Consider the following 16,330-nt stretch of genomic DNA (forward strand, 5'->3'; position numbering starts at 1 on the left):
TGGAACTTGCCCAAAATGCATAACCTCTCCTTGAACTGGAAAATATTCCTCCCTCTTGCGCTGGTCATCAGCACCACCTTTGGCCTCTGCTTCGAACTCTCCGCCTGGCTGCAACGGGATCTCGCCATCCGGCTGGCAGAGGAGAAAGTTGAGAGCATGGCCAACACCTATATGGATCAGGTGAACGTGCTGATGATGACAGGTGGCATGGCCAACCGGCAGATAGTGCAGACCAAACTCAAGAGTGAAGCGGGCATCGTTGAGGCCCGTCTGGTGCGCGCACCAGCAGTAAGCAACCTGTTTGGCCCAGGTCATCCGGATCAGAAAGCGCAGGATCCCCTCGATGAGCGAGCCATCAATCAGGGCGAAGCCATTCTGGAGCAGCAGGACAACCGGCTCACCCTGATCAAACCGTTCAAAGCCTACAAGGAGTATCGCGGCACCCAGTGCCTCACCTGTCATCAGGTCAATGAGGGGACCGTGATGGGGGCTGTGCGGATCAGTTATGACCTCAGCCACACCTTCGGCGAGATCCGCCACAACAACCTGATCCTGAGCGGCAGCCTGGCCGCCGTCTTTAGCCTCGGCTTCGGCTTGCTCTGGTGGGTATTGCAACGCTACGTGAAACACCCTCTGCGCCAGCTGCAGCTCACCATGATCCGGATGGCCAAAGAGCGCGACCTCGCCCTCCCCCTAGTCAATCACAGCCGGGATGAACTGGGCCAGATGACCCGTGCCGTCAATGACATGGTGCAGGGATTCCGCCACAGCCTGCAGGAGGTGGAAGGGGCAACCCACCAGCTCTATCAGGAGTCGAACCAGATCCGTCAGGTGGCGACCCAGACCGAAAACTCGGCCCGTCAACAAGAGGGGATGACCACCCAGGTCGCCGCCGCTGTCAGCGAACTGGCCGCCAGCTCTCATGAAGTGCGCGAACATGCCCGCCACAGCGCCGAGCTCTCCGCCCTCACCAATCAAGATGCCGCTGACACCAGTCGCCTCGCCCAGCACTCCATCACCGATATGGGCGAGATGTCGGCAGAGATCGATCGGGTGGACCAGGTGATCCAGCAACTCGATAGCCGCTGCCTGGCGGTTGACGGTGTGCTCGAGGTGATCAAGGGGATTGCCGATCAGACCAACCTGCTGGCCCTCAACGCTGCGATTGAAGCGGCCCGGGCTGGTGAGCAAGGCCGTGGCTTTGCGGTGGTAGCCGATGAAGTGCGGGCCCTCTCCAACCGTAGCCGCGCCGCCAGCGAGGAGATCTCCCAGATGATCGCCGCCCTGCAAAATGAGGCCCAGAGCGCAGTTACGGTGATCGGGGATGCAAAAAGCAAAGCCGATGAGAGCATCAGCAAGACCGAAGCGACCCTGGCAGCCATGCAGAACATCATCGAGCGCATCGCCCGCATCAACGACCTCAACGCCCAGATGGCGCAGTCGGCCGAAGAGCAGGACAGGGTCTGCCATGAGGTAGACAGCTCGGTGAGCGATATTCGCAACACCTCCAACGACACCCTGGGTCAGGCGCACGCCGCCAACCTCGCCAGCATTCAGTTGGTGGAGCAGTGTCAGAAACTGGAGGCGCTGCTGAAAACCTACCGTTGGTAATCCGCTTCACCAACGAAAAAGCGCGACCCGAGGGTCGCGCTTTTGCTTTATGGATTCGATTTGGCCGAACGGCAGCGTTGCTGTTCCAGCGGCGCGTTGACGATTAACAGCGCCGCCAGGATAGCTTTAACGGGCGTTACGGGTTGCGACGGCATCCGCCAGGTTGCGCAGCAACACTTCGGTATCAGCCCAGCCGATGCAGGCATCTGTGATGCTCTGACCGACGGTGAGTTCACACCCTTCCACCAGATCCTGACGCCCTTCCACCAGATGGCTCTCCACCATCACCCCAAACACCGCCTTGCTGCCGGCACGCAGCTGACCGGCTACATCTTCAGCCACCACCATCTGGTTCTTGAACTGTTTGCTGCTGTTGGCGTGACTAAAGTCGATCATCACCTTCTGTGGCAGACCGGCCTTCTCCAGCCCCTTCACAACTTCGCTGACATGGGCGGCGCTGTAGTTCGGCTCACGACCACCACGCAGGATGATGTGACAGTCCGGGTTGCCGCGGGTCGCCACGATGGCGGAGTGACCGTATTTGGTGACCGACAGGAAGTGGTGCGGCGCACTGGCAGCGCCAATGGCATCGATGGCAACCTTGATGGTGCCGTCAGTGCCGTTCTTGAAGCCCACCGGACAGGAGAGGCCGGAGGCCAGCTCGCGGTGTACTTGGGATTCAGTGGTACGGGCACCGATAGCGCCCCAGGTCATCAGATCCGCCACATATTGCGGGGTGATCATGTCGAGGAACTCGGAGGCAGTTGGCAGCCCCATGTCGTTGAGATCCAGCAACAGCTTGCGACCAATGCGCAGACCGTCGTTGATCTTGCAGCTATTGTCGAGGTACGGATCGTTGATCAGCCCCTTCCAGCCCACTGTGGTGCGCGGTTTTTCGAAGTAGACCCGCATCACGATCTCCAGCTGACCTTTCAGCTCGTCGCGCAACGCCTTGAGGCGCTTGCCGTACTCCAGCGCGGCAACCGGATCATGGATGGAGCAAGGACCAATCACCACCAGCAGACGATCATCTTCGCCAGCCAGGATATTGTGAATGGCCTGACGGGATTCAAAAACGGTGGACGAGGCCACCTCGGTAGCCGGAAACTTCTCAAGCACTGCAACCGGGGGTAATAACTCTTTGATTTCACTGATACGAACGTCGTCGGTTTGATGCTGCATGACAAGGCTTCCTGCTAGATGACTGCGATTAGGAAATCTCAACATAGCCCGCGACAGGGCATGTGTAAATAGGAAATTACAGCAATTACAAAACTATTTTATATGGCAATCTTGCAAGTTATTGAAATGATGCTAGGCGAAATGGAAGTGCGGATGAGGAAGGCAAAAAGGCCCGCTCAGCGCGGGCCCGAAGCGTCGGTGATGACGGGTTTGTCAGTGATCAGCCACGCTGGCTGATACTGGCCAGCTTGTCGAAGTAATCCGGGAAGGTCTTCGACGTGCACTTGGGATCATTGATGGTGACCGGAGTATCCGACAACGCCACCAGCGAGAAGCACATGGCGATACGGTGATCGTTGTAGGTATCGATCTCGGCATGCTTGAGCTGGGTCGGCGGGGTCACGGTGATGAAGTCATGCCCCTCCTCCACTTCGACGCCCAGCTTGTGCAGCTCAGTCGCCATGGCGTGCAGACGGTCGGTCTCTTTCACCCGCCAGTTGTAGATATTGCGAATGGAGGTCGGCCCCTCGGCAAACAGCGCGGCAACCGCGATGGTCATGGCCGCATCGGGAATATGGTTCATGTCCATATCCACTCCGTGCAGCGGCGCCTGCTCCGCCTCGATGAAATCATCACCCCAGGTGATGCGCGCGCCCATCTTCTCCAGCACGTCGGCGAAGTGAATATCACCCTGAATGCTGTGCTTGCCGATACCAGTAACCCGTACCTTGCCCTTGATGGCACCCGCCGCGAGGAAGTAGGAGGCGCTGGAGGCATCCCCTTCCACCAGAAAGTCACCCGGGCTGATGTAGGTCTGGTTGCCCTTGATGTAGAACAGCTTGTAGTTGTCGTGCTCGATGACCACCCCGAACTGCTTCATGATGTGCAGAGTGATGTCGATGTAAGGCTTGGAGACCAGCTCCCCCTTGATGTGGATCCGGGTATCACCGGCCGCCATTGGCGCCGCCATCAAAAACGCGGTAAGGAACTGGCTGGAAACGGAACCATCGACGTGCACATCGCCGCCCCACAGCCCCTTGGCATCCACCACCAGCGGCGGATAACCATCGTGTTTCAGGTACTGGATATGGGCACCCGCTTCACGCAGGGCATCCACCAGATGGCCGATGGGACGCTCTTCCATGCGCGGCTCGCCGCCCAGGGTATATTCACCGGAGCCGAGGCACAGGGCGGCGCACAGCGGTCGCATGGCGGTACCGGCGTTGCCGAGGAACAGATTGACCGGCTCTTTCACCGCAAAGCTGCGACCCAGACCCTGCACGGTACACTCAGTCTTGTCGGCGGAGAGCTTGTACTTGACCCCGAGCTGGGTCAGCGCAGCCAGCATATGACGAATGTCATCGCTGTCGAGCAGGTTGGTCAGACGGGTGGTGCCACGAGCCAGCGCCGCCAACAGCAGCGCACGGTTAGAGACACTCTTGGAGCCGGGCAGATTGACCTCACCGGCCACACGAGAAATGGGTTCCAAACGCAACGAATTCATAGACTTCCTGTGCTATCTCAAAAATAAACGCCTGTCCGGACGTTAACAGCCTGCGTCCCGCTCGGCAAGGGCACTTTCAGGGGAAATCGCACGGCAAACGCCAGCGCGCTGGTTCTGTTGAAAAAAAGACGCCGGGGTATCCCCGGCGTCTTGAATCACTGCAATAGCTGGAAGCGGCTCACGGGTTGTCACGAGAGGCCACCAGCAAACACATAGGGGCTCTGTTCTCAGCCGTTGCGCTTGGCAAAGCCATCCATAAAGCTGACCAGGGCCTTCACTCCCTCCAGCGGCATGGCGTTGTAGATGCTGGCGCGCATGCCACCGACGATGCGGTGTCCTTTGAGGGCCAGCAGACCAGCCGCTTCCGATTCGGCCAGGAACTGCTTGTCCAGCTCGGCATTTTTCAGCTGGAACGGGATGTTCATCCGCGAACGGCAGCTGACATCCACCTGATTGCCATAGAAGCTCGACTGATCGAGATAGTCATAGAGGAAGTCGGCCTTCTCCTTGTTGCGCGCTTCCATCGCCTCGAGGCCACCCTGTTCTTTCAGCCACTCGAACACCAAACCGGCCAGATACCAGGCGTAGGTGGGCGGCGTGTTGAACATGGAGTCGTTCTTTGCAGTGAGCTTGTAGTCAAAAATCGAGGGGACATCGGCTCTGGCCTGATCCAGCAGGTCATCGCGCACGATGGCGATGGCAAGCCCGGACGGGCCGATATTTTTCTGGGCACCGGCATAGATGATGCCAAAGCGGCTCACATCGAGAGGACGGGAGAGGATGGTGGAGGAGAGATCTGCTACCAGCGGCACCTCGCCGGTGGCCGGGATGTCAAACATCTCGATGCCATCAATGGTTTCGTTCGGGCAGTAGTGAACGTAAGCCGCATCGGCGCGAAACGCCGGGGTCGGCAGCAGGTGGGAGATCCCCTGCTCGTTCTTGGCAACCCCCTGGAAGGTCTGGATATCGCCATACTTTTTGGCTTCATCCACCGCGCTCTGGGACCAGACGCCGGTCAGCAGGAAGTCCGCTTTCTTGTTGGCGCCGCCCAGCAGGTTCATGGGCACGGCGGAGAACTGACCGCGGCCGCCACCGTGCATGAAGAGCACCTTGTAGTTGTCCGGCACCGCCAGCAGCTCACGCAGATCCGCTTCGGCCTTCTCGGCAACCGCCATGTAGGGCTTGCCGCGATGGGAAAGCTCCATGACCGAGGCTCCCAGCCCCTGAAAATTACAAAATTCGCGCTGGGCGCGCTCCATGACTTCAACCGGCAGCATGGCGGGGCCGGCGCAGAAGTTGTAAATCTGTTTGCTCATGACGCTTTCCGTGAGTGGATGAGAGTAATCGATGACTTGTCAGGTTTTACACAAGAGCAGCCAGCGGATCAAAGGCTTTTTGGGAGCTGGCTCAACCTTTTACCGTCACTCTGCCTCCCCCTTGCAGTAGAAAAAGCCCTGAACGGGTCAGGGCTTGCAGGGAACATGCACAGAAATGGCGGGCAGAGCGCATAAACGACCACAGCCCAGCCATTTCTGACAAATTTACAGTTTGGCGGTGAGCTCCGGCAGCAGAGTGAAGAGATCCCCCACCAGCCCGTAGTCCGCCACCTGAAAGATGGGGGCATCGCTGTCCTTGTTGATGGCCACGATCACCTTCGACTCCTTCATCCCCGCCAGATGCTGGATGGCGCCCGAAATACCGACCGCGATATAGAGCTCGGGTGCCACCACCTTGCCGGTCTGCCCCACTTGCAGATCGTTGGCGACATATCCCGCATCAACAGCGGCCCGCGATGCCCCCACGGCACCGCCCAGCTTGTCGGCCAGCGCTTCTATCAAAGCAAACTGCGCCTTGGAGCCCAGAGCCCGGCCACCGGAGACAACCACCCGGGCGGCTGTCAATTCGGGCCTGCTGGAGCGCACCGCTCGGCGCTCGACCAGCCGGGTACGGCCTGCGAATTCGGGCACGGCCAAGTGCTCGATGAGAGCCTGCCCGCCCGTCGCCGCCTTGGCAAACGCGGTGGCCCGCACCGTCATCACCTTGACGGGCGCCGAGCTTGCCACTCTGGCAATGGCATTGCCCGCATAGATGGGGCGCAGGAAGGTGTCGCTGCTCTCGATAGCCGTCACCTCGGAGAGCATCTCCACCCCGAGCCGAGCCGCCACCTGTGGCAGCAACGCCTTGCCCATGGCACTCGCCGCCATCAGGCAGTGGCTGTAACCTTCGCACCAGCTGGCCAGCAGCTTGTCCACCCCATCCAGCAGCCCGTCAGCCAAGCGGGGATGTTCGGCAAGCAACACCTTGTCGACACCGCCAAGGGCAGCCGCCTGTTCACCCGCCTCGGTCAGTCCCTGCCCGAGCAACAGCAGGTCAACCTGACCGCCGATGGAGACGGCGGCGGTCACCAGTTGTGCCACGTTGTCGGCCAGATGGCCCTGATGATGTTCGGCAATGATCAGCACGATCATGGCAGCACCTTCGCTTCGTGTTTGAGTTTGTCCACCAGCTCGTCCACCGAGCCCACCTTGATCCCGGCGCTGCGGGCTGGCGGCGCCATCACCCCGAGCAAACGGGTCTGGTTGGCCACCTCAACGGCGAGTGTCGAGAACGGAGCGCTATCAAGCGGCTTGCGCTTGGCCTTCATGATGTTGGGCAGCGAAGCAAAGCGCGGTTCATTCAAACGCAGATCGGCGCTTACCACCGCAGGCAACGGCATGCCCAGGGTCTCGAGGCCACCGTCGATTTCGCGAGTCACCAGCAGTTCTCCCGCTTCCACCTTGAGGGCGGACGCGCAGGTCGCCAGCGGCCAATCATTGAGGGCAGCCAGCATCTGGGCCACCTGATTGTTGTCTGAATCGATGGACTGCTTGCCGAGCAGCACCAGATCCGGCTGCTCCTGCTCACACACCTTGTGCAAGGCGCGGGCGACAGTCAGCGGGGCAAGCGTCTCATCGGTGACACTCTCACCGGTTATATAGTGCAGCGCCCGATCCGCCCCCAGCGCCAGCCCATGGCGCAGTTGCTCGGCGGCAGCGTCAGGGCCGAAGGTCACCACCACCAGCTCGCTGGCGATACCCGCTTCCCGCAGCCTGACCCCCTCCTCCACCGCAATTTCACAAAAGGGGTTGATCCCCATCTTCACATTGGCGAGCTCCACGTCGGAGCCGTCTCCCTTCACCCGGATCTTGACGTTGTAGTCGACTACCCGTTTGATCGCGACCAGCAGCTTCATGGGGTCATGCCTCGTCTCTTTGGATTGAATTCATTAGTGTGCCTCTGCGTTTGTTGCAGTACGCTCTTCCCTGATTTTTTGCTTTTTCTTGCTCAGTTTTGCTTACAACTGCTTTACGTTTACGTAAACTACCAGCATTACCCTAGGCCAACCAGAGCGCAGAGGCAAGATGGAACGGGAAGCAATGGAATTTGATGTCGTCATCGTCGGCGGCGGTCCGGCGGGGCTCAGTGCAGCCATCGCCCTGAAACAGCAGGATGCCACTCTCTCTGTCTGTCTGCTGGAGAAGGGAGCGGAAATTGGCGCCCATCTGCTCTCCGGCGCCCTGTTTGATCCCGTCGCCTTGCAAGAGCTGCTGCCGGATTGCTGGCTACAAGCGCCACTCGGGGTGCCGGTCAGCGACGATCAGGTTCATCTGCTGCAAAGCGAGCAACGCTCCCTGCAACTCCCCGCCTGGGCGGTGCCGCCCCGGATGCACAATCAGTGTTGCCATGTGGTCAGTCTGGGCAATCTCTGCCGCTGGCTCGGCCAACAGGCGGAAAAACTGGGAGTCGAAATATACCCGGGATTTACCGCCAGCGAACTTATCATGGAAGCGGGCCGGGTCAAGGGGGTCATCACCGGCGATCTGGGGCTGGATCGGGCGGGCAATCCGAAAGCAGATCATGTGCCCGGCATGGCACTGCTCGGTCGCTACACCCTCTTTGCCGAAGGGGCCCGCGGTCATCTCGGCAAGCAGCTGATCGCCGACTTCAACCTGGCAAGCCCTGCCCAGCCCCAGCACTATGCCATCGGCTTCAAGGAGCTGTGGCAACTGCCTGCAGGGCAAGGCAAAGCGGGACAGGTGCTGCACGGCAGTGGCTGGCCCCTTGGCAAGCAGGGGGGCGGCAATAGCCACGGTGGCTTCTATCTCTATCACATGGAGGGGGATCAGGTGGCAGTCGGGCTGATTGTCGATCTCAACTACCAGAATCCCTGGCTCAGCCCGTTTGACGAATTCCAGCGCCTCAAGCATCACCCGCTTATCGCTGGCGTGTTGCAAGATGGGGAGCGCATCAGCTATGGCGCCCGCGCCATCACCAAGGGGGGCTGGCACGCCCTGCCCCGCATGCACTTCCCGGGCGGCCTGCTGATCGGCTGCGATGCCGGCACCCTCGACTTTTCCCGCATCAAGGGGATCCACACCGCCATGAAATCGGGAATGCTGGCGGCAAAAACCGTCGCGATGGCCCTGCGGGGGGGCGATGAGGGAGGCCGGGATCTGGCCCAGTATGGTGACGAGCTGCAACAGAGCTGGCTGGCCCGCGAGCTCAAGGCGGCGCGCAACTTCGGCGCGGCGCTTCACCGCTATGGTCCCTGGTTGGGCGGTGCCTTCAACTGGCTGGAGCAACGGCTATTTGGCGCAAGCTCGCCCTTCAAGCTGCTCGATAAGGCTCACGACTACCGTCAGCTGCGCGTGGCCAGCCGCTGCGAGCCCATCCATTATCCCAAACCCGATGGCAAGCTGAGCTTTGACAAGCTCTCGTCTGTGTATCTGGCCAACACCAGCCACGACGAGGATCAGCCTTGTCACCTCAAGCTGCAGGACGAGCGCATTCCGGTCGAGGTCAATCTGCCCACCTGGGCAGAACCCGCTCAACGCTACTGCCCGGCAGGGGTGTTTGAAGTGCTGGAAATGGAAGGCGCGGCCAAACTGCAGATCAACGCCGCCAACTGTATCCACTGCAAAACCTGCGATATCAAGGACCCCAGTCAAAACATTATCTGGACGCCGCCACAGGGGGGCTCCGGGCCCAATTATCCGAATATGTGATGAAGCGGGGTAGCGGCAACAAGCAGCCCCAGCTAGCCCTCCCCCAGCCAAAGGCTGGGTTCTACCCCGCATAGCCACTCAGGTGATCCGACCTCGCTGTTTTTTTGAACAAACAAGCTGAATCCCTGATGAATAGCCCCTGACAAGCGCGGCCCGCCCCTGTATAGTTCGCCGCATTCAGGTTTTCCATCGGCCCGATCTGCTTATCCACGGGATCGCCTTCTGCAGCGATCTAAGGCCGCATGACCTGTGCAACCATCCCTGATTACCCATGACTTTTTAAGGGGGGACAGATGATCACCGCCTACATTCTCAATAACAAGGTGCTGGACATAGTCACGCTCGGGCCTGACGACATAGTACCTGACAACACGGTCTGGCTGGATGCCTACAAGCCGGACACGGCAGAGCGAGAATGGTTGACGGGCCTGTTCCTGGAAGAGGTCCCCGACAAGGAAGAGCTCGACGACATCGAAGCATCCGCCCGTTTTTACTGGGATACCGATGGTCTGCACATTCACTCCCTGTTTCCCCAGCGGATCGGTCGTGACACCAAGGGTGTCCACGTCTCCTTTACCCTGCGCAACAACCTGCTGATCAGCATTCGTGAAGATGACATCGGGCTGGTGCGCCTGCTGCGTCACTATATGCGCCAGGATCGGCTGGAGGTGGAGGATGCCCTTGACATCCTCCTGGAGGTGCAGAACCTCAAGGTGGAGTACCTCTCCGACCTTATCGAAGATGGTTACAAGACCTTGGAAAACACCGCCGATCAGATCTTCGAGCCGGATCAGATCAACCCCATGCTGAAAGAGTTGATGGCACAGGAAGAGGCCAACGGCCAGATCCGTCTCTCTCTGCACGATACCCGCCGCGCCCTGCGTTTCCTCAAACGCAGCCTGCGCCAGCGCATGAGCCTTGAGCAGAACAAGTGGATCGACGAGATGCTGCACGACGTGGAATCTCTCTTGCCCCACACCCAGTTCCTGTTCGACAAGATCAACTTCCAGCTGGAGGCCTCCATGGGGGTGACCAATCTGGAGCAGAACAAGGTGATCAAGATCTTCTCGGTAGCCGCCGTGATCTTCCTGCCGCCGACCCTGATCGCCAGTATCTACGGCATGAACTTCGGCCGCATGCCGGAGCTCGCCTGGGAGTATGGTTATCCCATGTCACTGGTGCTGATGGTGATGTCATCGCTCGGCACCGGCCTCTTCTTCAAGCGCAAAGGCTGGCTGTAACGCCGCCGACGCGCGCTGCGATATCTGAAGAAACGGATTGGGGGGCATGGCCCCCCGATTAATTTGCACCACACCCAACGCCTTGCAAAGGACGCTTCGTCGCCCCATATCCCCTTCATCACTCAATTCAAGTGGATAACGGGCAACCATGACCCTCTACCCCGAACACCGATATGACGATCACGGCCAGTTGCGCCCGCCTCTCTGGTTCTGGCCCATCGCCCTGTTGCTGACCCGCTCGGTCTGGCTCTTTCTGATGGCGGGAGTGACCCGCGAGAGCGGCAGCGAGATCCTGACCCTCTTTTATCCGGACAAGGTCACCCTCTACATCAGCCTGCTGACCGACGTGCCCGCCATCCTGGCGTTGCTCGCCTGCGGGGGCACCTATCAGCAGACCCAGAGCATTCGCGCCAGACTCCGGCGCCACAGCCCGCTGCTGCTGCTCTGCTCTGCCGTCAGCGGCCTGCTGATGCAGTTGCACAGCCTCAATCTGCAGAAGTGGTCATTCAGCTGGCCCACCGCACTGGTGCTGGTCGCCAGCCTCTGGGCGCTCTGGTATCTGCTGCGCAGTCGCCAGCTACGGGAATATGCCGCAGATCAGCCCCACTGACGGGGCTGACACCTATTGACGAGTGACCCGGATCTGCAGGGTCTGGCGCTCGATCTGGCTGCCTCGCCCGCCCTGTAGCTGGGTGCCGAGGCTACTCCCCTGATCCGCTGAGCTGGTCGAGAGCTCCCCCACCGTCAGCCACTGGCCCGGGGCCCCGCTCACCTCGGTGGCACTCTGCCCACGATTGATGGTGCCCTGATCCAGCCTCGCCTGCTCGCTGCTCAGCGCAATCTGCACCCGATCGCCAATCAAGGTAGCCGTGGCATAGAGGCCGTTCACCAGCGGCATCATCCCCACCACGGCGCCCCCGTTCCACTGATAGAAGGTGACCGGCTGATAGGAGCCCATCTGCAGCAGCACGGGACGGCCCGACAGCCCGCGCACCTGCCAGCTGTCGTTCTGGCTGCGCTGGTACTGCCGGGCGTTGCCATCGAGCAGCCACTGCCGCTTGGCCTCGTCGCGACTGATTGAGCCCCCCAGTTGCTGACCGCTGGCGACACCATCGACCCGCCACTCGATAAGCAGGCTTTGCGGTGGCTGGTTGATCTGCGCCAGCGTGGCTTCGGCCTCCTGCAGCTGGGCTGGCGTCCCGCTCAGCACCAACTGATTCCCCATGGCACTCACCCCAAGCTGGGGATAGATCTCCTTGAGGGTCTGCACCGCCGCCTGCGCCTCGAAGACCGGGATCACTTTCACCTCGGCCCACAGCAACGGGCTCCACAGTCCCATCATGCAGCCAAGCCACAGCAGCGCCCTGCGGCCAACCTTGCCCATCCGAACCATTACGCTCTCCTCGTTCTCTGTGCTCTTCTCGTTCTCTGCTCTCTTCACTCTGCTTAAGTCGTAGACCTGCGCCCGCAGCCAACAGCTCAGCCCTATTCCGCTCACTCGTCGATGATGAACCCGGCGGTTGCCAAAAAACAATCGGGAATGCAACAACTCCGTGATTTCCCACGGTATGAGGCTCTCATTCCACGCCCGTTATCGCGTAAGATAGCGCCATCATAGTTGCCCAAGCGGAATCCATCATGTTGAAACAGCTGTTGTTACTCCCCCTCGCCCTGCTGCTGGGGGCCTGCTCCCTGACCCAGTACAACGTCAGCGAGGCCGAAATCAACCAGTACCTCAAAGATCAGGTCTCTTTTGAAAAACAGCTGGGGATCCCCGGCATCATGTCGAGCAAGATCCGTCTGGACGAGATGCAGAGCCGTATCGGCCGCAAACAAGCAGATCGCATCGAGCTGGACGCCGCTGGCGACCTGCAGGTTAGCAGCCCCCTTGGCAGCCAGCAGATGAAGATCCGCTTTGCCCTGAGTGCCCGTCCGGACTATGTGGCCGAGCAGGGCGCCATCTATCTGCGCGACCTTGAACTGGTCTCGGTCAAGACCGAGCCGGCCGATATCGGGGCTGCCCTCACCCCGCTGCTACCCACCTTCAATCAGTCGCTCTCCCTGTTCTTGTCGCAGACCCCGGTCTATCGCCTCGACAGCAGCCGCAAGAACGAAGCCAGGATCAAGGAGAAGGTCGAAGCCCTCAAGGTGGAGCCTGGCCGTCTGGTCATCCCGTTCAAACTGCTCTGATCCCCACCGCACTGGCACTTTCAGCGCAATAAACAGATAACCGTCCTCTTCGACAGCGCACATCCGGTTTAACGTGCAGCCGAATGGGGCGGTTTTTTACTTCTCAAGTCTCCCTCAACACAGCATAATGCAGACCATTCTCATTTAGATTCGTTATGAGAAGCGTCAATAATAAAACCAATGGTGAGAAGGGACATGAGAAAAACCGTACTGGTTCAGGCGATTGCCTGCGCACTGATCAGCGGCGCCGCACACGCTGCCGTCAAGGTCGAAGACAAGACATTCAATACCGCCGCCAACATGCTGGCCTATACCGAATTCGAGCTCTCCGGTGAGCCGCTGGCCGAAGCGCTGGGGCTGGATCTGGATGTGCTGGATGCCAACCGTGCCGATGAGCCGACCCCGTTCGACTTCGCTGCCGGCATCGAATCCTACGAATACTCCGAAGAGGCGATGTACGCCCTCAACTACCAATCCGGCATGGGTCCTCATCTGGTAAACGGGCCGCAAAACCTGGCCCGTGGCGGCACCATGGCCTCTCTGGGGCAACGGGTGTTGGCCATGGCCGACGCCGTTGGCTTCCCGGCGGATGAAGTGCCGCAGGGCATGTATCCCCTCTCCCTGCCCTACGCCTCCGCCAATCCGGAGTTTGCCCAGGCCGTCAACGCCACCCCGGTCAATGGCGACCAGATCACCATCAAGACCGCCAAAGGGACCGAGAAAACCGTCAAGACCCAGGTGCCCACCTACTTCCGCGACTACAGCACCCTGCGCTGGAGCGGCAGCGACAACCTGCTGGTGCCCGCAGCGGTGGGCGGCATCCTGCTCAAAGAGGTGATGTGGTCTCAGGATTTCCTCGGCGGTATGCACGTAGCCGAAACCGATGAAGAGGTAGAAGCCGCCTCCGCCACCATGGATCAGGATGGCAAGCACAAGCTGGGCGTCTCTGCCGCCGATGGCTTCAACGGCATGATGCTGACCGAGCAATCCATCGACAAGCTGGCCATCATGCAGAACCAGCTTGGCTTCGATGGCAAGCAACTGGGCGCCAAGATCACCCCGCAGTACGATCCGGCCAAGGGCGTTGTCTACTTCCCCCATCAGGTGAAAGTGACCGAAACCAGCAACAACGATGCCGGTGCCATCGGCAAGCTGGAGGTGGTGGATGGTTCCGCCCAGCTGCGCGATGCCTGGATGATGCTGTGGCCGCTCTCCGAGTTCTATGCCTTCAGCGATCAGCGCAGCGCCAACACCAACCAGAACCCGGCCTTCCACGCCGTGTTTGACGGCGCACCGTTTGCCGCCGCACCGGCTGCCAACAAGACCAATGACCTGGGCAAAGCGGTCGCGGGCAGCGATGCCTTCTCGCTGGCGATCAATCTCTCCAACCTCACCTTCAAGAACCTGGCTGCCCTGCACTTTGATGCCAAGGCTGGCACCCTGGTCGACAGCTGGCAGGCAGGCAAACAGGGCAAGCACGTCACCACCTTTGACGCCGCTTACGCACTGGTCGCCCTGCAGATCTTCCAGCGCGCTCAGGATGCGCTGCCGGTCGGCTACGCCGCCGGTGACAATGGCGAGCTGAACCTCAAGACCAGGCAGGGTCAGCAAGCGCTTGAGCTTATCCGCAAGCAGGCCGATTTCATCCTTGCCAACCTCAAGGGCAAAAATGGTCTGGTGCATGACGGCATCACGCTAGGTGGCAAGCTCGATGCCAGCCACTCCATCGATGCACAGTTCGCCGCCATCCGTGGTCTGACCGCTGCGTTCCTCGCTACCTCCGATGCCAAGTACCGCACCGCTGCCCGCGAGCTGTTTATCGCTGCCGACAAGGCCTACTTCAATGCCAAGGCGGGCACCTGGCTGGCGGGTAAACAGGGTGAATACACTCCCTGGACCCAGGCTGCCATCTCCGGCGCACTGCGCTCAGCCATGCTGAACCTGCGCAACGAAGGGGCCGAGAAGGCGCCCGAGCTGGAGCTGGCCAAGCTGACCGGTCAGTACGTCAGCTGGTTCCGTGGCACCGTCAACGGTGGCATGCAGATGGCCGAGTGGATCGGTGACTCCGGCGAGAACATCATCGAAGGTGCCGGCAGCGACACCGATGAAGATGGCGTACCGCAAGTGACCGCCGCCGGTGGCAAGCACGGCACCGCCATGGTGATGGCCGCCAAAGCGGTGGTTAGCGAGTAATCCTCGCCATTCACCAGCATGAAAAAGGGAGCCAAATTGGCTCCCTTTGCATTACAGCGTCTGACACAGTTTCAAGGGCCTTCCTCAAACCAGCTTGTCCAGCATCTCCTTGGTCACCAGCACAATCCCCTGCTCGGAGCGGTAGAAGCGGCGGCTATCCTCATCGGCATTCTCGCCCACCACCAGCCCATCGGGCAGCACACATCCCTTGTCCACCACCACCCGGCGCAGACGGCAACCGGCGCCAATCTCGACCCCGGGGAAGATGATGGCCTGATCCAGGGTGCAGAAGGAGTGCACCCGCACATTGGTAAAGAGCACCGAGTTGAGCACAAACGACCCGCTGACGATGGTACCGCCCGAGAACATGGAGTTGATGGTCATGCCATGCTGACCATTGCGATCCTGCACGAACTTGGCCGGTGGCGTCAGGGTCTGGCTGGTCCAGATGGGCCAGTTCTGATCGTAGATGTCGAGCTCGGGCAGCACGGAGGCGAGATCCATGTTCGCTTCCCAGAAGGAGTCCAGCGTACCCACGTCACGCCAGTAGGGCTTTTGCCCCTCGCGCGCCCCGACACAGGACATGTTGAAGGGGTGAGCAAATGCCATCCCCTCCTCCACGATGCGGGGGATCACGTCCATCCCGAAGTCGTGTTTGGAGTCCTGATTGAGAATGTCCTCCTCCAACAGTTGGTAGAGGTACTCCGCCTCGAAGATATAGATCCCCATGGAGGCCAGCGAGCGATCTTCACAACCCGGCATGGCGGGCGGATTGGCCGGTTTTTCGACGAAGGCGCGGATCTTGCGCTGCTCGTCGATATCCATGATCCCGAAGGCGGATGCCTCGGCCCGCGGCACCTCGATACAAGCGACCGTCACCTTGGCGCCAAGGCGCACATGGTCGAGCAGCATGGCAGCGTAATCCATCTTGTAGATGTGATCCCCCGCCAGCACCACCAGGTATTTGGGGCCGTAGTCGCGGATGATATCGACGTTCTGATAGATGGCATCGGCGGTGCCGCGATACCAGTGCACCTCGTCCACCCGTTGCTGGGCAGGGAGCAGGTCGATGAATTCGTTCATCTGGTAACGCAGGAAGGACCAGCCCGATTGCAGGTGACGCAGCAGGCTGTGGGATTTGTATTGGGTGACTACACCAACGCGGCGGATCCCCGAGTTGATACAGTTGGAGAGCACAAAATCAATGATCCGGAATTTGCCACCGAAATGGACGGCAGGCTTGGCGCGGTTGTCAGTCAACTGCTTCAGGCGACTACCACGTCCACCCGCCAGCACCAGTGCCATACTCTGGTTCAATAATTGTCGTGCTTTGGCACTATTTTCGGGCTCTAACAACATGATTT

Annotated in this window: 13 protein-coding genes; 6 read left to right on the forward strand and 7 right to left on the reverse strand. The window is 60.1% G+C overall.

Annotation, left to right across the window (positions count from 1 at the left end):
* Positions 1-15 precede the first annotated feature (15 nt).
* Positions 16-1,611: a methyl-accepting chemotaxis protein gene (locus I6L47_RS04305; RefSeq protein ID WP_216948753.1), complete on the forward strand. Its 1,596-nt coding sequence runs from the start codon at positions 16-18 to the stop codon at positions 1,609-1,611.
* 126 nt (positions 1,612-1,737) lie between these two features.
* Here the strand turns inward: I6L47_RS04305 and aroG are convergent, their stop codons facing one another.
* The 5 genes from aroG to I6L47_RS04330 all read right to left on the reverse strand — a co-directional run bounded on the left by aroG (position 1,738) and on the right by I6L47_RS04330 (position 7,529).
* Complete coding sequence (gene aroG, locus I6L47_RS04310; RefSeq protein WP_216948754.1) at positions 1,738-2,793, reverse strand: 3-deoxy-7-phosphoheptulonate synthase AroG; 1,056 nt, start codon at positions 2,791-2,793, stop codon at positions 1,738-1,740.
* Positions 2,794-3,013: 220 nt separating this feature from the next.
* Positions 3,014-4,297 carry a 3-phosphoshikimate 1-carboxyvinyltransferase gene (gene aroA, locus I6L47_RS04315; protein ID WP_005337049.1) on the reverse strand — a complete coding sequence of 428 codons (1,284 nt, stop codon included), beginning with the start codon at positions 4,295-4,297 and terminating at the stop codon, positions 3,014-3,016.
* A 227-nt stretch (positions 4,298-4,524) separates the two neighbouring features.
* A complete protein-coding gene (gene serC, locus I6L47_RS04320) occupies positions 4,525-5,613 on the reverse strand; it encodes a 3-phosphoserine/phosphohydroxythreonine transaminase (protein WP_120414429.1) in 1,089 nt (362 codons plus the stop codon).
* 225 nt (positions 5,614-5,838) lie between these two features.
* Positions 5,839-6,765, reverse strand: coding sequence for an electron transfer flavoprotein subunit alpha/FixB family protein (locus I6L47_RS04325; RefSeq protein ID WP_216948755.1), 927 nt, complete (start codon positions 6,763-6,765; stop codon positions 5,839-5,841).
* Positions 6,762-7,529: an electron transfer flavoprotein subunit beta/FixA family protein gene (locus I6L47_RS04330; RefSeq protein WP_216948756.1), complete on the reverse strand. Its 768-nt coding sequence runs from the start codon at positions 7,527-7,529 to the stop codon at positions 6,762-6,764. Before I6L47_RS04330 ends, I6L47_RS04325 begins: the two co-directional genes overlap by 4 nt.
* Positions 7,530-7,698: 169 nt before the next feature.
* Between I6L47_RS04330 and I6L47_RS04335 the strand changes: the two genes are divergently transcribed.
* The 3 genes from I6L47_RS04335 (at position 7,699) to I6L47_RS04345 (ending at position 11,193) form a co-directional block, all read left to right on the forward strand.
* The gene (locus tag I6L47_RS04335) at positions 7,699-9,342 is read left to right on the forward strand and encodes an electron transfer flavoprotein-ubiquinone oxidoreductase (RefSeq protein WP_216948757.1); all 1,644 of its coding nucleotides are present in this window, start codon (positions 7,699-7,701) and stop codon (positions 9,340-9,342) included.
* A gap of 293 nt (positions 9,343-9,635) precedes the next feature.
* The gene (corA, locus tag I6L47_RS04340; protein ID WP_005337059.1) at positions 9,636-10,583 is read left to right on the forward strand and encodes a magnesium/cobalt transporter CorA; all 948 of its coding nucleotides are present in this window, start codon (positions 9,636-9,638) and stop codon (positions 10,581-10,583) included.
* Between the two features lie 148 nt (positions 10,584-10,731).
* Complete coding sequence (locus I6L47_RS04345) at positions 10,732-11,193, forward strand: DUF2919 domain-containing protein (RefSeq protein WP_216948758.1); 462 nt, start codon at positions 10,732-10,734, stop codon at positions 11,191-11,193.
* A gap of 12 nt (positions 11,194-11,205) precedes the next feature.
* Here the strand turns inward: I6L47_RS04345 and I6L47_RS04350 are convergent, their stop codons facing one another.
* Positions 11,206-11,976 carry a hypothetical protein gene (locus tag I6L47_RS04350; protein WP_216949315.1) on the reverse strand — a complete coding sequence of 257 codons (771 nt, stop codon included), beginning with the start codon at positions 11,974-11,976 and terminating at the stop codon, positions 11,206-11,208.
* A 245-nt stretch (positions 11,977-12,221) separates the two neighbouring features.
* On the opposite strand from I6L47_RS04350, the gene I6L47_RS04355 reads away from it, so the two are divergent.
* Both I6L47_RS04355 and I6L47_RS04360 read left to right on the forward strand, forming a co-directional pair.
* Positions 12,222-12,773 carry a lipoprotein gene (locus tag I6L47_RS04355; protein WP_216948759.1) on the forward strand — a complete coding sequence of 184 codons (552 nt, stop codon included), beginning with the start codon at positions 12,222-12,224 and terminating at the stop codon, positions 12,771-12,773.
* Positions 12,774-12,968: 195 nt separating this feature from the next.
* Positions 12,969-14,966, forward strand: a complete 1,998-nt coding sequence (locus I6L47_RS04360) for a hypothetical protein (RefSeq protein WP_216948760.1) — start codon at positions 12,969-12,971, stop codon at positions 14,964-14,966.
* Positions 14,967-15,050: 84 nt separating this feature from the next.
* Here the strand turns inward: I6L47_RS04360 and glgC are convergent, their stop codons facing one another.
* A complete protein-coding gene (glgC, locus tag I6L47_RS04365; RefSeq protein ID WP_108613211.1) occupies positions 15,051-16,325 on the reverse strand; it encodes a glucose-1-phosphate adenylyltransferase in 1,275 nt (424 codons plus the stop codon).
* Positions 16,326-16,330 lie beyond the last annotated feature (5 nt).

The sequence above is a fragment of the Aeromonas sp. FDAARGOS 1417 genome (genome assembly GCF_019046985.1).
Taxonomy (GTDB): Bacteria; Pseudomonadota; Gammaproteobacteria; order Enterobacterales; family Aeromonadaceae; genus Aeromonas; species Aeromonas veronii.